Origin of the sequence: Dissulfurimicrobium sp., assembly GCF_049968175.1 — a bacterium.
GTDB classification, from domain to species: Bacteria; Desulfobacterota; Dissulfuribacteria; order Dissulfuribacterales; family Sh68; genus Dissulfurimicrobium; species Dissulfurimicrobium hydrothermale.
In genome coordinates, this window is sequence record NZ_JBMFRG010000006.1 from 1 (window position 1) to 22,693 (window position 22,693).

A 22,693-nucleotide genomic window follows, 5' to 3' on the forward strand; every position below is an offset into this window, starting at 1 on the left:
GCGCTCCTCATGGAACTGGGATTCAACCCACAGGAGGTACTCCACGGCCTAAGCCTCTGCCCTGGCGTAAAGCGGCGTCAAGAGGTAAGGGGCATTGAGGCGGGCGTTACTGTCATAGACGACTTTGCGCACCACCCTACGGCTGTAAAGGAGACACTCCGGGCGCTAAAAGAAAAATACCGGGACAGGCGGATAATCGCGGTATTTGAACCGAGGACCAACACATCTAGAAGGGCGGTATTCCAACATGCCTACCCTGAGGCCTTTCTCGACGCCGATATGGTAATGGTGCGCGAAGTGCCTGACCCTGAAAAGGCCCCGCCTGGAGACAGATTTTCATCAAAAAGGCTTGTGGAAGACCTAAGGGCGTTAAAAATCGATGCGGCCCTTTTCCCGGATGCCAAGGCAATTGTGGAGGCACTTCTCCCTTTGTGCCGGAAAGGGGATGTGGTGGCGGTGCTCTCAAACGGGGCATTTGAAGACATACATGACCGACTCCTGGGCGCATTGAAGAATAAAGACCTTTTATGCAAATCATGTGCGACCATTCTGGATGGGGGCGCACATTGAAACAGATCTTTAAAGAGCTTGCTTGCGACCCGTCTTCTCTTGCAAGGACAGGCAGGCTTCTGAGCAGCCATGGCGAGATAGACACTCCATGCTTTATGCCTGTCGGCACACAGGGCACAGTCAAGGCCCTGAGCCCCGAAGACCTCAAGGACTGCGGTGCCGAGATCATCCTTTCAAACACCTACCACCTCTATCTGAGACCAGGCCACGAGCTGATAAGGGAGATGGGCGGCCTACATAAATTCATGTCATGGGACAGGCCCATACTTACGGACAGCGGCGGATTTCAAGTCTACAGCCTGGCCGAATTCCGAAAAATCGAGGAAGGCGGGGTCATCTTCCGTTCCCACCTTGACGGATCATATCACAGGCTCACCCCGGAACTCGCCATCGAGATACAAGAGGCCCTGGGCTCCGACATCATGATGTGCCTCGACACCTGTATTCCATATCCTGCCGGATATGAAGAGGTCAAAAACTCCACCGAACTAACCACCCGCTGGGCCGCAAGGTGCAAAACTGCTAAAAGTCGTGAAGAGCTGCACCTGTTCGGAATCATACAGGGCGGCATGTCCTTTGAACTCAGACAAAAGAGCACAGAGGCGCTCCTGGATATTGGCTTCGACGGTTATGCCTTTGGAGGCCTGAGTGTAGGAGAACCTAAGGAACTGCTCTTCAAGGTAATAGATACCGCAAGGCCCTTGATCCCACGCCATTATCCGGTCTACCTCATGGGCGTCGGGACGCCAGAAGACCTTGTAGAGTGCACGCTACGCGGCATAGACATGTTCGACTGCGTCATGCCGACCAGGAATGCAAGAAACGGTATGCTCTTTACTTCTTTCGGCGGCATTGTTATAAAGAATGCGTGTTTTCAAAGAGACCCGAGGCCAATTGATCCTGAATGCACCTGTTATACATGCAGGAACTACTCAAGGGCATATCTCAGGCACCTGTTTATGACAAAAGAACTCCTTGTTTACAGACTCCTTTCGATACATAACCTTCATTATTACCTGGATCTCATGAAGGAAATGCGCACAGCCATAAAAAACGGTAGATTTCAGGCCTGGAAACAGGTATTTTATCAAAAAAGGGGGGGATTATGCTAGGGACGTCGATAGCGTTTGCAATGGGGGCATCGTCGGGAGGTGCTGGCGAGGCCGGAAATCCGCTTCTGTCGCTGCTGCCGCTGGTCATCATCTTTTTTATCTTTTATTTCCTTCTTATTCGTCCGCAGCAAAAAAGGGCGAACGAACACAAAAAGTTCCTCGATTCCCTTGAAAAAGGACAAGAGGTGACCACGGCAGGCGGCATCATCGGCAGGATCACCGGCCTCACAGAAAAGGTTGTAACCCTTGATGTGGGCGACAATATAAAGATCAAGGTCGCAAGGTCGCACATCTCAGGTCCAGGACCTTCAAAGACTGAAGCCGCAAAGCAGGAATAAAGGCTGCACCGATCAATTACGCTGCAAAGATTTCTGGATTTGGTTCTGCCTAGAACGACTCCATGGACCATCCATAACAGTTCCTTTGGGAGACCCTATGCAGCAATCCACCTCTACCTTTACAAAAGAGGATCGGTGTGCGGATCTGTCATCTGATGCTCATCAAAAGAAGAAGCCCTAGATAGGTCAGCCCCCAACCTGCGATAAACCATAGCCATGGTCTCTTGTCCCTGACCCAGGCAAGGACTGCAAGGGCAAAAACGGGCATGACAGGATAGATGACACCCGCTACAACAGGGGGCAAATATCTCAAGAGCTCCTGCACCCCGAGGAAAAACCATGGACCCTTGATAAGGCCTGACGCCTGCTGCGGGAGGTCTATGGGGGCATGAAAAATAAGACTTACGAAACCAGATGCTATAAGAACTGCGAACCATGCCCACCACCTTAAAAACACCCGTTTTGTATGATACCATGTCCCTATACCCCAAAGTATTGCGGCAAGGAGTATATGCAATGCATAGACTCTGTTCAGCCCTTCATTGGCAATGGCCACAAAAAAACGGTCAAGTGTACGGCCAAGCACCGGTATGTCTAAAAGCAGGTGCTCCGCAATCATGCCAGCCGCCTTACCAGTCGCATCCCACCTCAAGACATAGCCTGTAAACAGCGCAAATACCGCAGGGGGCACAAGACAAACGACCAAAACGGTCCAGTAGATACGACCCTCCACCGTGGCGTAGATACTGGATAGCCTTGGAATGGATTGTACTATATGAAGACCCAAGAGGAGCAAGAATGCCTGGCTCGACCAAAAATGGAGCGCCCTGAAAAATGGACCAAACGGAATGAGGGCCTCCATCGCAGCACACGATATAAATGGATCCGCCACTTCGTATTGATACGCCACCACAAGGCCCGAAAGGATTGAAACAAGAAGGGCGGATGTTGTAAGCTCACCCACACGTCCAAAGGAGGTCAAGGCAACCCCCGCGGTATCTCTACTATATACCCGCCCTTGCCTGCAAGCTTCTTTACGGCGAACCGCGGGAGGTCCTTTTTTGCAGGGCCTGAGATATATCTCCCGTCCCATGAAAAGTGGCTCTGATGACATGGACACACAAAGCCTTTCTTGCGCCCCATGTAATTGATAGTGCACCCAAGATGGGTGCATTGCCTGGAGACGGCTATCGGCCCCTCCGGCGTCTCAAACAAGGCAAACTCGGCCTCCATGACCGGCTCATCGCCTTTGGGCCTTGTGTGCACCTTCACCTCTTTCGGTGGACGGAGCCTTACATATGACACAAAGGCATATATCGGATAGGCAAAAACGGCCGCCAGGCCCCATTTTGCGGCCTTTTTGAGCAGATATCTCCGGTTCATCTACGGAATATAGAAAATATTATGGTAAGAATTATACTTATTATAATAGATGTAGCGAGCGGAAAATAAAAGATAAAATTTTCTCGCCTAATGACAATATCCCCAGGCAATCTACCAAGATATGGAATCTTAGGCCCGAAGATCATGACAAATCCTATGACTGCAAGTAATACACCAATTATTATAAGCGTCTTTCCAAATTCAGGAATGATATTCATCTTTACTTATAAACCTGCAATTTGATTTCTGGCCGAAAAATCTCCCCTGAGCCTCTTTATCCTTTTAGCATAACGTTCTGCCTCGCTGAAGATACAGCCGCAATAGGGTTGTCTGTATATACCAAGCCTCTTTGAAATGGCTATACCTTCATTCCATCCACTGCGAAAGTCTTGGTAATAGAATACTACACCATAACGCCTGCCAGCCTCATCGCCTATCTCGCGTATGAGTCCATGGCGTTGGTACCTGCTGTAAAGGAGCGTTGTAGTGTAATATGGAACTCCTAACTCCGCAGCCTTTTTTGCAGCCTTTTCCACGCGCATCCTGTAGCAGACTGGACATCTTTCATCGACCTTGAATCTCCCGCCCATCTCAACAAGCCATGTCTCGAGTCCATAGATCTCTTCGTCATGGATAACAGGCAACCCATAGGTCTCGGCGACTGTCTTGAGGGCCTCCAGTCTTTTTTCAAGCTCTGTGAATGGGTGTATGTTCGGGTTATAAAAATAGCCCACTGCATCCACCCCTTGTTTCTTCAAAACATCAGCCGGATAGGCGAGGCAAGGACCACAGCATATATGAATCATCAAATCCATAGACTAAAATAAAATTTCAAGGCCGAGTGGTCAACAATCAAATTTATATTATATATCCCATACGGCCTTGCCCGCAACAATCCGCTACGCAAATACACAGTTATGGATAATATGGTGTACAAGCGACGCTCGATGTATCGGAAGGGTTGTTCTAACATCAGATGTTTTTGACAAAGGCTTTGCATCTTAGTCGGAGATGCAATAAATTATTTTTTAAAATTTTACCTGCATCTCCATCTAACCGTTATTAAAAAAATGGTTTATTATCTGACCCGCAGCTGAATCAGACTATTAGGAGTTCTTTTATGCCATTTCAAAAAACAGGCCGGATCGTAAGACGAGGCCAAAAAAAGACCGCAAACATAGATTTAGATATCAATGCCATAAAAAAAGCCTACCGTCGTTATGCGCAAGTCTATGACTTTTATTTCGGCGCCATCTTCAATCCTGGCCGCCGTTCCGTCATAGAACGAATGAACCTCTCAAACGGAGATAGGATACTTGAGGTTGGAGTGGGGACAGGGCTTTCGCTCCTTATCTATCCGCGTAACGTCAGGATTACAGGCATAGACATCTCGCCGGAGATGTTGGAGCAGGCCCGTAAACGAAAAGAAAAATGTGGCCTTGACCATGTAGAATCCCTTGAAATCATGGATGCGGAGGCAATGACGTTCCCTGATAACAGCTTCGACAAGGTCGTGGCTATGTACGTGGCGTCGGTCGTTCCAAACCCAAAACGCCTCATCAATGAGATGAAGAGGGTATGTAAGCCTGAAGGTGAGATATTTATTGTAAATCACTTCCGTCACGGCAACCCACTGATAGGCAAAATCGAATGCATGGTCGCCCCTTTATCGAAGCATCTTGGATTCAGACCGAACTTCTGTCTGGACGATTTCATTAAAGACACAAGCCTAGAACTTATAGAAAAAAGCCCTGTCAATATGTTTGGATACTGGACGCTTCTCAGGGCCCGCAACAACAAAGGGATTCAGAAGACGCATCATCACAGACAAGGAAAGGCGAGAGTTTCTTAATATAATCGAGTACATCAGGATCAGCAAGGCCTAGGTCGGCGGCGAAATCAAGCAATACGTCGAGAGTACAATTTATCGACGTCGGCCTGGCACCGCTCGAAACATCCGAGGACTCCCGGGCAAGAAAAGACTTGAGTGCTGCTGCTATTTCTCTTTTAATAATCCCTATATCCATTGGCACCCTCAATGCAAAGGCCTTAAGCCTCTCCCAGTTGATTAAGGCCCTCTGGAGGCCCCTATATATGCGCTTATCTCGGTTGGCTGGATCCATATCCCTCAAGATTATAAGACGATAGCGGTCAACAACGGCAGTCTTCAGATGCATCAAACCGTTCTCGCCTATATCTTCCATGGATAAACCAGGGCCGTCAGGATCTTCGGTCAAGTAATAAACGGCGCCATGATAAGCTATCTCGGGGATCTCCCCGGAATGAAGGATCATGAAGGCCTCTTCCTCAAGCATGGCAACTATGTCGATTGGGGCAAACGGTTTTTTATAACCTGCAAAACCATCGCCAGTCATCTTCATCTGCAATACTACCACGAAAGGGGTCTCTGCCAGGCCTCTTTAAGTGCATAGATATCTTCCTTCAGCACCACGTTGCCCCCGAACTCAAATATCAGCAAAGGCCGAGGACTCACTGTCCCGATCATCGCAAACTCTGTCCCTGCCATAGTCTCTTCAAATACGAATCTGAAATCGGGACGCACCGTCACAACAAACCTGCTCTGGCTCTCACTGAATAACAGCGTATCAAGGCGATCAACACCTTGTCTCGGCACCTTTTCAAGGTCGATGTCCATCCCTAAGCCGCCACTAAACGCCGTCTCGGCGATGGCCACACCAAGACCGCCGTCAGAGCAGTCATGGCATGAGGCGATAAGACCTGCCTTGATCGCCCTTGAAACCAAATGATACCTCCTGGATGCCTCCTCCATCCTAACCCTTGGGATGCTGTTTCCAACAAAACCGAACTTGGCGTAATATTCAGACGCCCCTAACTCAGGATAAGTTACGCCCAGGACATACACAAGGTCTCCCGGCCGTTTTGCATCAATGGTGACCGCCTGCCTTACGTCATCCATCCTCCCTATGATGGAAAAGAGCAAGGTAGGGGGGATCGATATCTTCACACCGCCGATGAATGCATCGTTTTTCATGCTGTCTTTACCGGAAATGCACGGGATGCCGTATGCAGTGCATATATCATAAAGGGCCTTGTTGGCCCGCACAAGCTGGGCAAGCTTATAGTGGCCGTCCGGTATCTTCTCGGAGTGAACCGGATCGCACCAGCAGAAATTGTCAAGCCCGGCCATATAATCCATATCCCCTCCGGCAGCGACCGCATTTCTTACCGCCTCATCCACGGCAGCACATACCATATGATATGTATCGATGTCGCTGTAACGCGGACAGATGCCGTGGGCAACTACAAGGCCTTCAAAAGAATCGAGATCGGGGCGGATGACCGCGGCGTCGCTCGGGCCATCGTGCAATGCACCGGAAAGCGGCTTTATGACGCTACCGCCCTGGACCTCATGATCATACTGGCGGACCACATATTCCTTGCTGCATACATTGTACCTTGAAAGCAGGTCTTTTAACTCCGATCCAAGGTTTTCCGGCATTGGAAGCACCGGTTCTTCATATTGCGGCCTCGACCACACCGCCCTTAGCTCTGGTCTTGGGACCCCGTTATGCACAAAATCCAGGTCCAGATAGGCCACAGTCTTGCCGTTGAACAGACAATGGAACTTGCCCGAAGAGGTAAATATCCCCAGGTGTGTGGCCTCGACGTCCATCTTTTCGGCAAGGGCCATGAATTCATCCAGCTTGTCTGGCGGGACCGCGACGGTCATCCGCTCCTGGGCCTCTGAAAGCAATATCTCCCACGGCCTTAAACCTTCATATTTTAAGGGCGCCCTGTCAAGATGAAGCTCGAACCCGCCTGTCTCCAGGGCCATCTCCCCAACGGATGAGGAAAGCCCGCCTGCTCCATTATCTGTTATGGAGTTGTAAAGACAAAGGTCTCTGGCCCTTAGGAGGAAATCCGTCATCTTTTTCTGTGTTATCGGATCTCCTATCTGAACTGCAGTAGCAGGCGACCCCTCATGCAGTTCCTCTGATGAAAACGTCGCACCGTGTATCCCATCCTTGCCGATTCTGCCCCCACACATGACGATGCAATCGCCGGGCCTGGCCTTTTTCTCATGACCAGGCCTTCCGCAGACCTCTCTCGGCATGAGTCCACCGGTACCACAAAAGACCAGGGGCTTGCCTATATAACGCTCATCAAAGAGGATCGAGCCGTTTATCGTAGGTATCCCGCTCTGGTTGCCGCCATGTTCGACGCCTTCCCTTACACCTTCAAAGATACGCCTCGGATGTAGAAGCCCCTTGGGAAGCGGCCGGTCATAATCAGGGGGGCCAAAACAAAAGACATCGGTGTTAAAAATGAGCCTTGAGCCCATGCCGGTCCCAAAAGGATCGCGGTTTACTCCCACGATACCGGTAAGCGCCCCACCGTAAGGATCAAGGGCCGATGGGCTATTATGGGTCTCGACCTTGAAAGCCACGTTGTAACGCTCATTAAATCTAATGACCCCTGCATTGTCTTTGAACACCGATAAACAAAAATCCCTGTCTCCCTTGTCCCTTCTAATCCTTTCTGTTGCAGCCTTTATATAGGTGTCAAAGAGGCTATCTATGACACGTTCCTTCCCATCTTCAACATAAATTATCTTTGCGTTGAATATCTTGTGTTTGCAGTGCTCGGACCAGGTCTGCGCAAGGGCCTCGAGTTCGACGTCGGTAAAATATACACCAAGACCGACCTCCTCTCGCCCTTCAAGGACATCCGGCCTTTTTATATAATCCTGCAGGGCCTTCATCTCTTCAAGATTCAGGGCAAGGAGCCTCTGTCTCGAGAGGGCTAAAAGCCCATCGTCTGAAAAACCTGAAATGTCTATCTCCTCCACTGTAGAATCAATGACCTCTCTAACCTTTGGAACGAGATAGAAAGGATTTCGCCTCTCATGCCACAAGACATCCAGTTCATCTCGCGCTACAATAGTGGTCCTTTGTATCAGGGCATTTGCAAGGAGTCCACTGGCCAAGATCTCAACGGAGGCCCTGTCAAGAGTGCCTTTGACAAGATATTGGACAGAAGTATAAACACCCTCGTGACGGTCAAGGCGCCGGCCAAGCATGAGTTCAAGCGCCTCCTTCGCAGTCCGCCCTTCATTATCCGTAACGCCTGGTCTGAAACCCACTTCGACAACCCAATCCCATTCAAAACCAAGCATCTTGGCCAACGGACTGTCAACGGAGACTATATTTATCACCGGGTCTGAAAACGGACCCCTTGCGGCCGCAACAAGTTCATCAGGCGTAAGCCCTGCGTCTATAAGATAGACCTTAATAGTCCTGACATCTGTAACATCGAGCCCTAGATCTTCTCGTGCCCTTTTTGTTATCCGCGCCCCTAGTGCATCTTTCAGCCTAGTAAGAAGCGCGACCTCGATCCTGTCTGCCATAGATCCTCCGGTCAATCCTATCAAAAATCAAGAGGTAAAAAGTCATGCCGCAAAGAGTGCTTGTCGAAGGTCTCAAAAATAATCATGCCCTTGTATTTATTCCATATCACCCTGTATGTCCATCCCGAATTTGTCGGCATGCCTGGCATCCATCAACCAGCAACCACATACTTGCATATCGATCACCTGCCGGTTAATCTGGCAACCCCATGAAAATCACCAATATTTATGACATATTGCCACTCATAAAGAAACCTGGCCGATACCTTGGGAACGAGGTGAATGCAAGACGCAAGGCCTGGGACGAGGCCTCGGTCAGGATTGCGCTCATATTCCCCGATCTCTATGAAATAGGGATGTCCCATCTCGGGCTCCAGATACTTTACCACATATTAAATGATACGCCATGGGCGCTTGCAGACCGGGCCTACTGCCCGGACAGAGATATGGAAAAAAATTTGAGGGAAAAGGGCCTACAGCTCTTCGGAATTGAGAGCAAAAGGCCGCTGAGGGCCTTTGACATCCTCGGCATCACCCTCCCTTATGAACTCTGCTACATAAACATCATCACCATTCTTGAATGTGCAAAGATACCGCTCCTGGCGAAAAACCGCGATGACCCGGATTGGCCTGTTGTCATAGGTGGTGGAAGCTGCGCGGTGAATCCTGAACCGATAGCTGGGATATTTGATGCGATACTTATCGGAGATGGCGAAGAGGCCGTCATTGAAATGGCATCAACGGTCCGTTCATGGAAAGAGGCAAAGGGCACAAAAAGAGAACTCCTTAGCGCCCTCTGTCATATAGACGGCGTCTATGTACCTGGATTTTATAGAGCGATATATAACAAGACGGACGGGGTTTTTTGCGCCATCGAACCCACCGGTCCGGCAGGTCTTCCCATATCCCGCCGCATCGTCTCCGACCTTTCTAACGCCGGTTTTCCAAAAAGACCAATCCTGCCTCACACACAGATAGTCCACGACCGCCTTGGCGTGGAAATTGCCAGGGGATGCACACGCGGCTGCAGGTTCTGCCAGGCAGGGATCATCTATAGGCCTGTGCGGGAACGTACCCCTGAACAACTAATGGATATATTTGAAAGCGGACTCAAGACCACTGGCTGGGAGGAGATATCCCTTCTTTCTCTCAGCACTGGCGACTACGGGTGTCTGGGCCCACTCCTTTGCACCCTTATGGAGAGATTTACACAGGAGAACGTATCTGTGTCCATGCCGTCTCTGCGTGTCGGGACCCTTACGCCAGAGATGATGGCCCAGATAAGGCGGGTCAGGAAGACCGGCTTTACGCTTGCCCCGGAGGCCGGGAGCGAGAGGCTAAGGCGCGTGATAAACAAGGGGATCACAGAAAAGGACGTTCTCGAAACCGCATCCCAGGTCTATGCCATGGGCTGGAACGGAATAAAACTCTACTTCATGATCGGGCTTCCAACAGAAACCATCGAAGACGTCCTTGCGATAAGCGAGCTTGCTAAAAAGGTCCTCGCCCATGCAATAAAAGGAAGACAGGGCTTAACGGTAAGCGTGGGGACCTTCGTCCCTAAACCTCACACACCGTTCCAATGGGAAAGACAGATCACAACCGACGAATCATGGGAACGGATCAGACTCTTAAAGACAAAGATAAGGGGCCATGGCCTTAAACTGAAGTGGCATGACCCAAGACAGAGCCTCCTCGAGGGCGTATTTGCACGAGGAGACAGGAGGCTCCTCCACGTCCTTTTAAAGGCGTGGCGGCTTGGGGCAAGACTAGATGCCTGGAGAAATCACTTGAGGGCTGACCTATATTATGAGGCGGCAAATGAGGAGGGGATTGATCTTGCTAGCTATCTTAACACCATCGAAATAGGCAGGGTGCTTCCATGGGGCCACATCCAAACAGGCGTAAGGATGGACTATCTCTTAAATGAACGCGAGCTAGCATTTAAAGAGGCGTACACACTGGATTGCAGAAGCGGGGCCTGCTATGGCTGCGGTGTATGCAATTTCAAGGAAATAAGGCCGATCTTGTTTAAAAAATGTAGTCTTTCTCCTGAGAAATCAGATGACGCCGAAAAGGCGAAGAGGTGCACAGGGGGGAGATATTTTTACAATATTGCATTCATACAGATGGGAAATGCACGATTTATCGGCCACCTAGATCTATCCCATACCATCCACCGGGCGGCAAGAAGGGCCGGCCTTCCCCTTCTGTACTCGCACGGCCATCACCCGATGCCGCATATCTCATTCGGCCCCCCCATCCCACTCGGCATGGAGTCCCTTTGGGAAACCATGATAATAGGACTTACGGAGCCGATCGAGGAGTCGGACGTATTCCAAGCGCTGGAAAGAGAAATGCCTGATGGGATAACGCTTACATCGATAAAACTCACGACCTCACCCCGCATCCATTATACTGACGAAAAGACCGCTTATCTTATATACCTCCCGGGATTGGACACCGAACAATGTAAAAGGGCAATTGACCGTTTCATGAAGGCGGGGTCATGGCCTGCAATGCGGCACAAAAAGGGCATTGAGACCGTGTTGGACCTCAGGAAGGCTGTGAAGTCCCTACACATCCTTATGCCTGATAAATTCGAAAACGATCAAGCAATCCATCCATGGATCTCCAGCCTTGCTGAAGAGACAAAAAATAATGATATAAAACAAGCCTTTCTGGGCCTTGAAATGCAGCGCATTAACGGACCACAACCAAGACCATCCGAGATAGCAGCGGCCCTCTTCGGTCTGACGGACGGAGAGGTGCTGAAGCTCAGAATACTTAAACTGGCCCCGAATAATGGACTATAGAAAAATCATATCAAAACAACGAATTATATCCGAAATTTCTATTAGACACATCGACATCACGTGTTTAGATTAACTTCGACATAGGGATGGTGAAAGATATGGAAACACGGGATTGCCGCGGCCTTGCATGTCCAAAACCGGTACTTGTGGCCAAAGAACTTATCGAGACACATCCGAACGAAATAATCGAGGTCATCGTTGACAATGAGGCATCAAGACAAAACGTCACCCGCTTTTTAAAGAGCCAGGGCTGGGAGACTGCTGTAAAGGCATCAGAAAATGGGGTATTCGTCATAAGTGGGGCACCCCCCACATGCGCCATCGAATTAGGCGCCAAAGGGACAGGACAAAAAAGATCAGAGGCCGCAGAAGGACATCAAAAGATACTCATCATTATACCTACGGATGTATTCGGCCAGGGGGACGAAGACCTCGGCCGCGCCCTGATGAAGAACTTTATTTCCACGCTCAAGGAAATGGGAGATGACCTCTGGAGGATCGTTCTGCTGAACAACGGGGTAAGGCTCGCCATAACCGGCTCAGAACACCTTGATGAATTAAAAGGGCTTGCACACAGAGGTGTTGACATACTGGTATGCGGCACATGCCTCAATCACTTCCGTCTTCTTGAGAAAAAGGCTATTGGCGAGACCACTAACATGCTCGACATCGTCACATCTATGCAGCTTGCCACGAAGGTCATAAGGATTTAGACCGGTTATCAATCAGGGCCGGCAACTAAAAATCTCGCTAATAGCATGGTTGCATAAGGGTCTTTCCCTTACGAAAATGCCCTCCCGATGCATATACCATCACACCCCCCTGAGAAATATCTTGAAATGGCACTGCATTTTGTGTTAATTATGCAATTAGATCATGTCATGAATCCCTCCTTTATCACCCTGAAAGACGATAACCAGCCCATCCTCATACTAAGCGGCCGATGGCTGCTTGGAAATCTTTCTTCCATAAAAAAGGAATTTGAAGGCCTTAAGGCCAAACTCCCAAGGACCGGGGTCATCTTTCTCGACTGTAAGGACATCGAAGAGATGGACACGGCATCGATGCTCTTTTTTATCAGTATGCGCAAGTCATTATTGAAGTCCGGTCTCAAGGTCTCGGCAAAGGGGCTGAACCCTTCTTTTTTAAGGCTCTTTAAGGTCATGTCGCTCTGCTATGTCGAGGCCGATTTTAAACCAAGGCATCCAAGGCTTGTCTCGCGCCTGCTCTATCATATCGGCGAAAATACCGCCCAAGCGGTAGGCGACTTCCGCTCGTTTCTGGATTTTACAGGCCGTTCGACGCTGGCCTTTCTAAAAGACCTGGCCCATCCAAGCGGCATCCGACTGAATGAGCTCGCTGTTAACATTCAAAATATTGGCGTCATGGCCGTACCCATCATTGCGCTTTCCGCCTTTCTGATCGGGGTCGTAATCGCCTTTCAAAGTGCCGTACAACTGAAAAACTACGGGGCGAACATCTTTATTGTGGACATGGTGGGCATCTCCATACCAAGAGAGCTCTCTCCTCTCATCACCGCTATCGTGGTTGCAGGCCGAAGCGCATCCGCCTTTACCGCGCAGATCGGGGCCATGAAAGTCACCGAGGAACTGGACGCAATGGAGACCCTCGGCTTTGACACCTATCGCTTCATCATCCTCCCTCGCATTTTGGCCACGATCATTACCCTTCCGCTCCTCATCTTTTTTGCAGACATAGTCGGCATCTATGCAGGCATGCTCGTCTCAAGCCTTCAGCTCGACATAAGACCCGCACAGTTTCTGGAGCGCCTTGAAGAGGCGGTGAGCATAAGACATTACCTCATCGGTCTGTTAAAGGGCCCGTTTTTCGCCCTGGCCATTGCATCCATTGGCTGCTTCAGGGGCCTTCAGGTCTCTCGAAACACGCAGAGCATCGGCCGCTACACCACTGTAAGCGTGGTAAATTCCATCTTCGCAGTCATCTTTTTGGATGCAGTCTTTTCGATCATCTTTACGGAGCTTAAACTGTGAAAAAGGCAGTTATCGAGACGAAACACATAGAAACCCGTTTCGGCGACACCGTCGTTCACAAAGACGTCTCCTTTACCGTATATGAAGGTGAGATATATGGCCTTCTCGGTGGAAGCGGCTCAGGCAAGACCACCCTCCTGCGGCAAATGATCATGTTGAGCAGGCCATCCAATGGGAGCATAACGGTGCTGGGAAGAAATATACTTTCTATGACCGAAAAGGAAGCCCATGCCCTAAGGACGAAATGTGGGGTATGTTTCCAATTCGGGGCGCTTTTTACATCCCTTACGGTCTTCCAGAATATAGCGGCTGTATTAAGGGAATACACCGACCTGGACGAAGAAGACATAGACCGCATAGTCCGGGCGAAACTCAAGATGGTAGGGCTTGAACCGAGAGCGGGGGATCGTTATCCATCGGAACTGAGCGGAGGCATGGTAAAGCGTGCCGCACTTGCAAGGGCGCTCGCAATGGACCCAAAACTACTCTTCCTTGATGAACCCAGCTCAGGACTTGATCCAGTAAGCGCCGAGGCATTTGATAACCTTATACTTACGTTGAAAAATCTTCTCGGATTAACCATTGTAATGATTACTCACGACATGGATACCATCTTCAATGTCCTGGACCGGATGGCTGTTCTGGCGGATGGCGTTGTGGCGGCGGAAGGCAGGCTCGAAGACATCTTGAAAAAAAATGACCACAGGTTCATTAAGGAATTTTTTGGCACGAACCGTGCGTTAAGCAGGGCAGAAAGGAGGAAGGCTCCATGGAAACCAGGGCTAATTACACCATAGTAGGCCTCTTTGTAATGATTTTTACAATAGGAGCGCTGGTATTCGCTATGTGGCTCGGCGGCTTTTATAAGAAAGACAGGTTTAAGTACTATTACACGGAACTTAAAGAATCGGTGTCCGGACTGAATAAAGATGCGCCTGTCAAATATATGGGCGTGACCATCGGAAGCATCAAAGACATAATGATCGATCCTTCCAACCCCACAAAGGTGCGGATACTGCTGGAGGTCCAAAAAGACACCCCTATTCTCCAAGGCATGTATGCGACCCTTAACTTTACCGGCATAACCGGCATCGCATATATTGAGATCAGAGGCGGCAAGCAAGGCGCCTTGCCCTTAACGGCAAAAAACGGTGGGATCCCCGTTATCCCTTCAAGGCCGTCCCTCTTTTCAGAGGTAGGGATGTCAGCGGCCAACATAACTGGCAAGCTCGAACAGGCAATCGATCGCATAAACAGGCTGATGACCGATGAAAATGCAGATCATCTCAATGCCTTCCTGCAACATCTCGATGAACTGTCAGGTCGGTTGAACGACGGATTTTCTCCAAAAAATATAGACAACATCCGTTTACTCGTAGAAAATCTAACTGAGGCCTCGCAAAGACTGAAAAACATCGCGACGGAGGCCGACAGCCTGAGACCTATGGCCAGGGAGCTGTCCCAAAAGGCAGACCTCACCCTGGACAGGCTTGCCTCCGCCTCTTCAAATATCGACGAATTAAGTCTAGAACTGGACAAAAAGGTAAAGGCAGGCGACTACGATATAAAACCCATGCTTGAACCGTCTGTCTTTATGCTGAACGACACACTTCGCGAGGCTAGATCCCTGCTTTCGACACTGCATGAAGAGGCAAAGGCGATCGGAAACAGCCCAGCCGACCTCCTCTTAAAGAGATCACGTCCACTCCTCGGACCAGGCGAGGAATCGGAAAAATGAAGACGAAAACAGTAAAAATAGTCCTTTTCTTACCTGTTTTTTGCCTTTTCTTGTCCTCGTGCGTAAAAGTAAAAGAGGTCCCGCCTATCCACTATTACCGCATAGCTATAGAGACCAGGGGGCTTAAAGCCGTCGATATACCGGCCTATGGCTCAATCAAGGTGACAGTGAAGGGCATGATGAGCAGGTCGATATATTATCTAGACAAAAAATACGGCAAAAACGCCTTTTACTTGAACAGATGGGCGGAACCGCCGGATGATATGATCAAGAAAAAGATAATTTTAGCTATTAAGGAAACCGGTCTTGCAACCGATGTCCTGTCCGCAGACTCCCTAGCCTCGACGCAATATCTTCTCGAGATAGAGATAGACGACCTTTCGATGCACATACAGGATGATGGCGGCGAGGGGGTTGTGGTAATTTCAGCAGTCCTTGTCGATACAAAGCATTCCAGACCGATAAAAAACAGTCTTTTCAGGTGCGGCAGCCCCTCGAGCGCTGTAAGCCCGATGGACTCTGTGGATGCAATCAACAAGGCTGCGGACAGATGCGTGACAAGGATTTATGACTGGCTTGCAAAGTAGTCGCTAGAAACGCGACCTTGCTGAACTGATATTCTTAAACGCCAGGCGAACCTTACTGAAGCCAAGACAAGATCCATCCAGGCCGTAGTAAATTTGTATGGATGATTGTGCAATAATCAGGGACCTCATTGCTTGTCCGGATGGCTGACGTTAGATGATGTAGAATTCTGAGGACCGCCGCCTCCCAACACCTTATATAAGGTCACCAAATTCGTCAGACGGGCCAAACGGATGGCGATCAACCCCTGTTGGGCGGCATAGAGAGATCGTTGGGCGTCCAGTACGTTCAGATAGCTGTCGATCCCTTTTTCATAGCACGACATGGAAAGATGATATGTCGCAGCCGCTGCATCCGTCAACGACCGCTGCGCCGCCGCCTGTTCATCAATAGTCCCTCGCTGGGCAAGGGCATCGGCCACCTCTCTAAATGCCGTCTGTATCGCCTTCTCATATCTGGCCAATGCAATATCGCGATCAACCTTTGCCGCCCTCAGATTGGCGCTCGATGCACCGGCATCAAAAATCGGAAGGATCACCTGCGGCACGAAACCCCAAGTATCCGATCCTGACTTGAAGAGTCTTGAGAGCTCCTCGCTCATTAGACCGATATTGGTAGTGAGGGTAATACGCGGAAAAAAATCTGCACGGGCGGCGCCAATGTTTGCATTGGCCCCCTTGAGGATATCCTCGGCCTGGAGGATATCAGGACGCCTCAACAGGACATCTGATGGCAGGCCTGGGGCAACCTCTTTCACAGCAGCCAGTGTTTCGGAAAGGTCATGCGGAAGCAAGTCAGGAGGAACTGACTTTCCTACAGCCAGATTCAAGGCGTTTTCATCCTGCGCTACAAGGGTGGTGTAGCGGGCGACATCAACTTTCGCCGCCTCCACCTGCATCTGAGCCTGCCGCAGGTCCAGTTCAGAGGAAACGCCCAGCTCGAAACGGCGCCGAACCAGCTGATAGGCATCCTGACGGTTCTTCAGGGTGTCTTGGGCCAACTTAAGCTGCTCTTGGTCGGCGGCCAGCGCCAGCCAGGTGTTTGCAACTTCGGCTACCAGAGATATCTGCACACCCCGCTGTGCCTGTTCCGTAGCGAAAAATTGCTCCAAGGCCTGTTCTTTCAAGCTCCGGATGCGCCCAAAAATATCGAGCTCCCAAGCGCTTATCCCTAACTCAACGCTATAGCGTTTGATTGTAGGACTTTGCGCCCCTCCTGGGAGACCGCTGATCAGTTGGTGTTCCTTACTCCAGCTGCCGGATGCATCAATACCCGGGAAAAGCTCTGAGCGTTGGATCTGGTACAAGGCGATCGCCTTTTCTATATTGAGGGCCGCCACTCGCAGATCACGGTTGTTCTCCAAGGCCATAGCGACCACTTTACGCAATTTAGGATTGATAAAAAACTCTTGCCATGAGATAGAAGGTTGAACGCCAGACCAGCGGGCCTTATATGCCTCTCCTTTAGGCCACTGAGCCGAAACCGGGGCCGCTGGTCTGAGGTACTTTGGGGCCAAAGAACAACCGCCAAGGCAGAGAAAAAACCCTGACATGATACAGAAACAGATGACCGTCATCGTGCGTACCATATCAATTTACCCCCCGGACGTCCGAAGAAGTAATGGATTTTACAGAAAGCGGTCCCGGCTGCCCTTTCCTGAACAGTCTTGATATCAATACAAAAAAGAATGGGATAAAGATCAAATCGATAAAGGTGGCCGAGAGCATCCCGCCGGTGACTGCTGTACCGATGGCGTTTTGCGCCCCGGCGCCGGCCCCGTGGGTGAGGGCCAACGGCAAGGTGCCGAAAAAAAACGCCAATGAGGTCATAAGGACCGGACGAAGCCGGATCTTTATCGCGGCGAGTGTAGCTTCAATCAGACCAACCCCTTGACGCAATTGGTCTTTGATGAACTGAATGATCAGGATTGCGTTCTTTGTAGAAAGTCCCATGGTGGTCAAGAGCCCGATCTGGAGATAGACGTCATTCGACAATCCACGTAAAGTCGTCGCCGTAACAGCCCCGACAAGGCCCAGCGGCAGCATCAGCATATTGACAAATGGTATGGTCCAACTTTCATACAACGCAGCTACAGATAGAAACACCACCAGGAGCGAGATGGCATAGAGCGCAGGCGCCTGTTTTCCGGCCTGCTTTTCTTCATATGAAAGACCAGTCCATTCATAGCCGATCCCCGATGGCAGTTTGGCAGCCAGCCTCTCCATCTCGGCCATGGCCTCGCCTGTGCTCACCCCAGGCGCCGCCTGCCCCATAATCTCAACAGAAGGGATGCCATTATAACGCTCAAGCCGCGGCGAGCCATACTGCCATCTGGCGGTCGAAAAGGCTGAGAAAGGAACCATCCTACCCTGTTTATTGCGTACATACCATCTGTAGATATCTTTGGGCAGCATTCGGTACGGCGCATCGGCCTGAAGATAGACCTTCTTGACCCTGCCGTTTTGAATGAAATCATTGATATAAAGACCACCCCATGCAGCGGACAGGACATTATTGATGTCATCCAAGGAAATCCCCATACTGGCCGCCTGTACATCGTCGATATCGAGCTTAAATTGAGGGGTGTCATCCATACCGTTGGGCCGTACAGCCATCAATTTCGGATCTTTCATGGCCATACCCAAGAGCTGGTTGCGGGCCTCCATCAACCTTTCATGACCAAGGCCGGCCCGATCTTCAAGCTCGAAATCAAAACCGTTGGCCTGTCCCAACTCTATGGCCGGCGGCGGAATAAAGGCAAATACCACCCCGTCCCTGATTCGGGAAAATCTGGCCATGGCACGTCTCAAAACCGCAGGTGCCCGCAGTTCCGGGGACTGGCGCAACTTCCAGTCACGCAGCTTGATAATGGCCAACCCCATGTTCTGGCCACGGCCGGCGTAGCTGAAGCCGGCCACGGTGATCACCGCATTCACCGCCTTTTTCTCATCCTCCAGAAAATAGTGCTCGACCTGTTTCATCACATTCAATGTTCGTTCAAAGGTTGCCCCGGCAGGCAGCTGTATCAAACTATAAATAATGCCCTGATCCTCATCCGGCAGAAAGGCAGTGGGCAGGCGCAAAAAGAGAAAGACCATACATGCGACAATTATGCAGTAAACAATCAGATAACGTGCCGTCTTGCCGAATGAACGCCTGACGATCGACTCATATTGAACCCTCCTGCGATCGAACCATTTATTGAACCAGCGAAAAAAACCCTTCAACAAACCAAATTCGCCGAAATGATATCCCCTTTCCACCGGCTTGAGCATGGTAGCGCATAAGGCCGGGGTCAAGGTCATTGCAACAAAGACCGAAAGGATCATAGCGGAGATGATAGTAATTGAGAATTGACGATATATGACACCTGTGGAACCACCAAAAAAGGCCATCGGCAGAAAGGCTGCTATCAGCACGGTGGCGATACCCCAGAGGGCGCCCGTGATCTGCCCCATGGACTTGACCGTGGCGTCATGCGGCGACAGCCCCTCTTCCGACATAATCCGCTCAACATTCTCCACCACCACGATGGCGTCGTCAACCAGGAGGCCTATGACAATGACCATTGCGAACATAGTCAAGATGTTGATTGAAAAACCAGCTGCATATAACACCCCGAATGTGCCCAAGAGCACCACCGGAACCGCTATGGTCGGTATCAGTGTGGCTCGGATGTTCTGGAGGAATAGAAACATGATCACAAAGACCAGACATACCGCCTCGAACAAGGTCTTGACCACCTCTTCGATGGAGATCTTGACGAATGGGGTGGTATCATATGGATAAACTACCTTCATATGTGGGGGAAAATATCTTGACAACTCCTCCATCTTGGCCTTGATCCGGCCGACCGTCTCCAGCGCATTCGCTCCTGACGCCAGCCTTATGGCCATAGCCCCAATCGGTTTCCCATTATAGAAGGCCTGTACGTCATAGCTCTCGGTACCGATCTTGCAGTCGGCCACATCCCTCAATCTGACGGTGGAACCATCACTGTTCGTCTTCAAAACGATCGCGCCGAACTGCTCCGGTGTCTGCAACAAGGTGCGGGCTGTTATGACGGCGTTCAGCTGTTGCCCAGGCGCAGCTGGAGCGCCGCCAAACTGACCGGCAGAGACCTGAACGTTTTGGGCCTCTAGTGCAGCGATAACATCGTTGACGGTCAAATGATAGCCGTACAACTTGAAGGGATCCAACCATATCCGCATGGCATTCTGGGTGCCGAACAGCTGCACCTCGCCCACACCTTCAAGCCGGCTGATGGTGTCCTGGATATTGGAGATCAGATAATCAGTCAGGGCGTTGCGGTCCATGGACCCGTCTTCTGACACCAGACCAAGTACCAGCAGGAAGTTCTTGGTGGACTTGACCACCGCAATCCCTTGTCTTTGCACAACCTGAGGCAGCAGCGGCATGGCCAGCTGCAGCTTGTTCTGTACCTGCACCTGGGCGATGTTCGGGTCGGTGCCGGGCTTGAAGCTCAGGTTGATGGCCGCCGCCCCTGATGAATCGCTAGTGGACGACATGTATATCAGGTTGTCGATCCCGTTCAGCTTCTGTTCGATCACCTGCGTTACCGTATCCTGCACCGTCTGCGCCGATGCCCCTGGATACATGGCGTTGATGGTGATCATGGGCGGTGCGATAGGAGGATATTGAGAGACCGGCAGGGTCTTGATCGCCAAGAGACCGGCCAGCATGATCATGATGGCTATCACCCAGGCAAATACAGGGTGGTTTATAAAAAATCTGGGCATGATGCACCTTTACTTTTTGATCACCGCAGGCTTTGAAATGCCGGCAGGAGCTGCGGATTGAGGGACGCTGAATGCCACGACCTTGACCGGCGCTCCCGGGCGCACCTGCTGGAGCCCTTCCATAACGACCCGATCGCCTGCCTTAAGCCCTTCATTCACCAGCCACTTATCGCCAATAGTACGAGATACTTTAATAATCCGCGGTTCAACCCTTTCTCCGGCCCCTACCACCATGACCACGGCATCACCTTTTTGATCGCGGGTCACAGCGCGCTGTGGGACCAAGATCGCATGCTCATCGACCCCTTCTTTTACAATCCCGCGGACAAACATCCCTGGCAATAGTATATGTTTTGGATTTGGGAAGACGGCCCGCATAGTGACTGAGCCGGTATCCTGTTCCACCATAACCTCCGAAAACTTCAGGACGCCAGGCAATGGGTAGCGGCTTCCGTCTCCCATAAGCAATCCGACCTGCCCCAGATCGGCGGATGCGCTGCGTTTGAGCACGCCTTCCGCCATCTCACGCTCCAACTGCAGCATCTCAGCGCTGGATTGAGTTAGATCGACATAAACGGGGTCAAGCTGTTGGATCGTGGCCAATGCAGCAGGTTGATCGGCCGTTACAAGCGCACCGGCCGTCACCGCCGAGCGCCCGATGCGCCCTGAGATCGGCGCCCTTACCCTGGTGTAGCCCAGATTGATCCTGGCCGTCTCCACTGCGGCCTTGGCTGATGCAAGCTCGGCTTCGGCCTGCTTAAATGCGGCATAGGCATCGTCGTAGTCCTGCTGGCTCACTGCCTTGATCTTAACCAGTTCTCTGTAGCGCTCTTCCTTTAGACGGGCCGGGATCAAATTGGCCTCAGCCTTGGCCAAAGCGGCCTTTGCGTTGTCGTAGGCCGCCTGAAAGGGTGCGGGGTCGATCTGATACAGCACCTGCCCGGCCTTGACATCCGAGCCCTCGGTGAACAGCCGTTTCTGGATGATGCCACTTACCTGCGGGCGCACCTCTGCAACACAAAAGGCCGATACCCTGCCAGGCAATTCAGTGGTGAGTTCAACTTGTTCAGGTTGCACCGTTATCACAGCTACCTCAGGGGTTCTAGGCTGTGGCGGACCGGCCCCCTTTTTTTGCTCGCCGCAGCCGTACAACAATAGGCCGACGGCGAGGACCGCGGCCATCACAAACCTCACCCTGTTCATATTTCTCATGCCTAGCCCCTATTTAAATTTTTTGATCGTCGGAATTGTTTTCGGATGCCCGATCCCTGGCCAAAGATCCATTAAGAAACAGATCGACAATCAGCTGGGTACTCATTCCATAAGCATGTCGGTCCAATTCCTCCAGCCAAAAAAAGAGAAAGGTTCTGGTCAACCCCTCCAGGGCCAGGGCTAAATGATGAGGATCTATACTGCGAAACACCTTTGTGCGGACGCCCTTTTCCATCACGGAGCTCAGGGCCTTTAAGGTATCTCTATGCAGCTTGCGTATGTCTTGGTCAATACCTGCCTTTATGTTGAAACTTACCCCTTGCGTTTCGGCAAAATAGAGGCGTAGGATGGGTATGTTGTCGGCGAAAAGCCTTGCCTTTGTAACGACATAATCTCTAACGACCGCCAGGACATCGTCGTCTCTAGAGAGGACCTCGTTTAGGGTGTCGTGAAATTCCATGGCCTTTTCAAGCATCAAGGCCCTATATAGGTCTTCTTTGTTTTTAAAAAACTTATAAAGCGTCCCGATAGCAAACTCGGACCTTTCTGCGATCTCATGCATAGAGACGTTGTGATAACCCTTCTCGGAGAAAAGCTCCAGGGCAGCGATAAGCATCTCTTGACGTTGAGCCAACCTTTCCCTTTCCCTACGGGTAGGCCTTATATCCATCATCACTTTGCCCTTGAGACCCATATAAAATATACATGACACCTTATTTTATAAAATGACGTTGATTTCAGATTTTATAACAAGACGTCTATTTTGTAAATAAAAAAT

Annotated in this window: 20 protein-coding genes; 10 read left to right on the forward strand and 10 right to left on the reverse strand. The window is 50.6% G+C overall.

Going from position 1 to position 22,693, the window contains the following annotated elements; all coding sequences use genetic code 11:
* From ACP5SG_RS01260 to yajC, 3 genes are all read left to right on the forward strand, one after another.
* The coding region (locus ACP5SG_RS01260) for a glutamate ligase domain-containing protein (protein ID WP_428121239.1) at window positions 1–570 on the forward strand (570 nt) is incomplete at its 5' end.
* Window positions 567–1,682, forward strand: a complete 1,116-nt coding sequence (tgt, locus tag ACP5SG_RS01265; protein WP_237889736.1) for a tRNA guanosine(34) transglycosylase Tgt — start codon at window positions 567–569, stop codon at window positions 1,680–1,682. The genes ACP5SG_RS01260 and tgt, both read left to right, overlap by 4 nt.
* Entirely contained in the window at window positions 1,676–2,020 is a 345-nt protein-coding gene (yajC, locus tag ACP5SG_RS01270) for a preprotein translocase subunit YajC (RefSeq protein WP_237889732.1), read from the forward strand. The genes tgt and yajC overlap by 7 nt, the downstream gene beginning before the upstream one ends.
* A gap of 148 nt (window positions 2,021–2,168) precedes the next feature.
* Here yajC and ACP5SG_RS01275 read toward each other — a convergent pair whose 3' ends face one another.
* From ACP5SG_RS01275 to ACP5SG_RS01290, 4 genes are read right to left on the reverse strand one after another with little or no spacing between them, the layout of a single operon-like run.
* On the reverse strand, window positions 2,169–3,002 hold the full coding sequence (locus ACP5SG_RS01275; RefSeq protein ID WP_428121243.1) for a cytochrome b N-terminal domain-containing protein: 834 nt from the start codon (window positions 3,000–3,002) through the stop codon (window positions 2,169–2,171).
* Window positions 2,999–3,403 (reverse strand): ubiquinol-cytochrome c reductase iron-sulfur subunit, encoded by a 405-nt coding sequence (locus ACP5SG_RS01280; RefSeq protein ID WP_237889728.1) that lies wholly within the window; start codon window positions 3,401–3,403, stop codon window positions 2,999–3,001. The genes ACP5SG_RS01275 and ACP5SG_RS01280 overlap by 4 nt, the downstream gene beginning before the upstream one ends.
* Window positions 3,400–3,621: a DUF2905 domain-containing protein gene (locus ACP5SG_RS01285; protein WP_424661687.1), complete on the reverse strand. Its 222-nt coding sequence runs from the start codon at window positions 3,619–3,621 to the stop codon at window positions 3,400–3,402. The genes ACP5SG_RS01280 and ACP5SG_RS01285 overlap by 4 nt, the downstream gene beginning before the upstream one ends.
* 6 nt (window positions 3,622–3,627) lie before the next feature.
* Window positions 3,628–4,218 carry an epoxyqueuosine reductase QueH gene (locus ACP5SG_RS01290; RefSeq protein ID WP_237889727.1) on the reverse strand — a complete coding sequence of 197 codons (591 nt, stop codon included), beginning with the start codon at window positions 4,216–4,218 and terminating at the stop codon, window positions 3,628–3,630.
* Between the two features lie 305 nt (window positions 4,219–4,523).
* On the opposite strand from ACP5SG_RS01290, the gene ACP5SG_RS01295 reads away from it, so the two are divergent.
* Complete coding sequence (locus tag ACP5SG_RS01295; protein WP_424661688.1) at window positions 4,524–5,255, forward strand: class I SAM-dependent methyltransferase; 732 nt, start codon at window positions 4,524–4,526, stop codon at window positions 5,253–5,255.
* On the opposite strand, the gene ACP5SG_RS01300 is transcribed toward ACP5SG_RS01295, so the two are convergent.
* Window positions 5,185–5,784: a hypothetical protein gene (locus tag ACP5SG_RS01300; protein WP_424661689.1), complete on the reverse strand. Its 600-nt coding sequence runs from the start codon at window positions 5,782–5,784 to the stop codon at window positions 5,185–5,187. The genes ACP5SG_RS01295 and ACP5SG_RS01300 overlap by 71 nt on opposite strands.
* Before the next feature lie 8 nt (window positions 5,785–5,792).
* Complete coding sequence (locus ACP5SG_RS01305; protein WP_424661690.1) at window positions 5,793–8,792, reverse strand: AIR synthase-related protein; 3,000 nt, start codon at window positions 8,790–8,792, stop codon at window positions 5,793–5,795.
* A gap of 209 nt (window positions 8,793–9,001) precedes the next feature.
* Between ACP5SG_RS01305 and ACP5SG_RS01310 the strand changes: the two genes are divergently transcribed.
* From ACP5SG_RS01310 to ACP5SG_RS01335, 6 genes are all read left to right on the forward strand, one after another.
* Complete coding sequence (locus tag ACP5SG_RS01310; RefSeq protein WP_424661691.1) at window positions 9,002–11,608, forward strand: TIGR03960 family B12-binding radical SAM protein; 2,607 nt, start codon at window positions 9,002–9,004, stop codon at window positions 11,606–11,608.
* A gap of 98 nt (window positions 11,609–11,706) precedes the next feature.
* Window positions 11,707–12,321, forward strand: a complete 615-nt coding sequence (yedF, locus tag ACP5SG_RS01315; protein ID WP_237889719.1) for a sulfurtransferase-like selenium metabolism protein YedF — start codon at window positions 11,707–11,709, stop codon at window positions 12,319–12,321.
* A gap of 168 nt (window positions 12,322–12,489) precedes the next feature.
* A complete protein-coding gene (locus tag ACP5SG_RS01320; protein WP_424661692.1) occupies window positions 12,490–13,620 on the forward strand; it encodes an MlaE family lipid ABC transporter permease subunit in 1,131 nt (376 codons plus the stop codon).
* Complete coding sequence (locus ACP5SG_RS01325) at window positions 13,617–14,417, forward strand: ABC transporter ATP-binding protein (RefSeq protein ID WP_424661693.1); 801 nt, start codon at window positions 13,617–13,619, stop codon at window positions 14,415–14,417. Before ACP5SG_RS01320 ends, ACP5SG_RS01325 begins: the two co-directional genes overlap by 4 nt.
* Window positions 14,390–15,358 carry an MlaD family protein gene (locus tag ACP5SG_RS01330; RefSeq protein WP_424661694.1) on the forward strand — a complete coding sequence of 323 codons (969 nt, stop codon included), beginning with the start codon at window positions 14,390–14,392 and terminating at the stop codon, window positions 15,356–15,358. The genes ACP5SG_RS01325 and ACP5SG_RS01330 overlap by 28 nt, the downstream gene beginning before the upstream one ends.
* A gap of 50 nt (window positions 15,359–15,408) precedes the next feature.
* Complete coding sequence (locus ACP5SG_RS01335) at window positions 15,409–15,945, forward strand: ABC-type transport auxiliary lipoprotein family protein (RefSeq protein WP_428121256.1); 537 nt, start codon at window positions 15,409–15,411, stop codon at window positions 15,943–15,945.
* Window positions 15,946–16,070: 125 nt separating this feature from the next.
* Here the strand turns inward: ACP5SG_RS01335 and ACP5SG_RS01340 are convergent, their stop codons facing one another.
* From ACP5SG_RS01340 to ACP5SG_RS01355, 4 genes are read right to left on the reverse strand one after another with little or no spacing between them, the layout of a single operon-like run.
* Entirely contained in the window at window positions 16,071–17,531 is a 1,461-nt protein-coding gene (locus tag ACP5SG_RS01340; RefSeq protein ID WP_428121259.1) for an efflux transporter outer membrane subunit, read from the reverse strand.
* A gap of 1 nt (window position 17,532) precedes the next feature.
* A complete protein-coding gene (locus ACP5SG_RS01345) occupies window positions 17,533–20,703 on the reverse strand; it encodes an efflux RND transporter permease subunit (RefSeq protein WP_428121262.1) in 3,171 nt (1,056 codons plus the stop codon).
* A 9-nt stretch (window positions 20,704–20,712) separates the two neighbouring features.
* On the reverse strand, window positions 20,713–21,915 hold the full coding sequence (locus ACP5SG_RS01350) for an efflux RND transporter periplasmic adaptor subunit (protein WP_428121266.1): 1,203 nt from the start codon (window positions 21,913–21,915) through the stop codon (window positions 20,713–20,715).
* Window positions 21,916–21,928: 13 nt separating this feature from the next.
* On the reverse strand, window positions 21,929–22,627 hold the full coding sequence (locus tag ACP5SG_RS01355) for a TetR/AcrR family transcriptional regulator (RefSeq protein ID WP_428121271.1): 699 nt from the start codon (window positions 22,625–22,627) through the stop codon (window positions 21,929–21,931).
* Between the last annotated feature and the right edge of the window lie 66 nt (window positions 22,628–22,693).

Bases quoted from the DNA above. Each gene is read 5' to 3' on its own strand.
- ACP5SG_RS01345 (WP_428121262.1), bottom strand. From the start codon at position 20,703: ATGCCCAGATTTTTTATAAACCACCCTGTATTTGCCTGGGTGATAGCC.
- yajC (WP_237889732.1), top strand. From the start codon at position 1,676: ATGCTAGGGACGTCGATAGCGTTTGCAATGGGGGCATCGTCGGGAGGT.
- ACP5SG_RS01305 (WP_424661690.1), bottom strand. From the start codon at position 8,792: ATGGCAGACAGGATCGAGGTCGCGCTTCTTACTAGGCTGAAAGATGCA.
- ACP5SG_RS01340 (WP_428121259.1), bottom strand. From the start codon at position 17,531: ATGGTACGCACGATGACGGTCATCTGTTTCTGTATCATGTCAGGGTTT.
- ACP5SG_RS01320 (WP_424661692.1), top strand. From the start codon at position 12,490: ATGAATCCCTCCTTTATCACCCTGAAAGACGATAACCAGCCCATCCTC.
- ACP5SG_RS01310 (WP_424661691.1), top strand. From the start codon at position 9,002: ATGAAAATCACCAATATTTATGACATATTGCCACTCATAAAGAAACCT.
- ACP5SG_RS01280 (WP_237889728.1), bottom strand. From the start codon at position 3,403: ATGAACCGGAGATATCTGCTCAAAAAGGCCGCAAAATGGGGCCTGGCG.
- ACP5SG_RS01330 (WP_424661694.1), top strand. From the start codon at position 14,390: ATGGAAACCAGGGCTAATTACACCATAGTAGGCCTCTTTGTAATGATT.
- ACP5SG_RS01285 (WP_424661687.1), bottom strand. From the start codon at position 3,621: ATGAATATCATTCCTGAATTTGGAAAGACGCTTATAATAATTGGTGTA.
- ACP5SG_RS01350 (WP_428121266.1), bottom strand. From the start codon at position 21,915: ATGAGAAATATGAACAGGGTGAGGTTTGTGATGGCCGCGGTCCTCGCC.
- ACP5SG_RS01300 (WP_424661689.1), bottom strand. From the start codon at position 5,784: ATGAAGATGACTGGCGATGGTTTTGCAGGTTATAAAAAACCGTTTGCC.
- ACP5SG_RS01295 (WP_424661688.1), top strand. From the start codon at position 4,524: ATGCCATTTCAAAAAACAGGCCGGATCGTAAGACGAGGCCAAAAAAAG.
- ACP5SG_RS01290 (WP_237889727.1), bottom strand. From the start codon at position 4,218: ATGGATTTGATGATTCATATATGCTGTGGTCCTTGCCTCGCCTATCCG.
- yedF (WP_237889719.1), top strand. From the start codon at position 11,707: ATGGAAACACGGGATTGCCGCGGCCTTGCATGTCCAAAACCGGTACTT.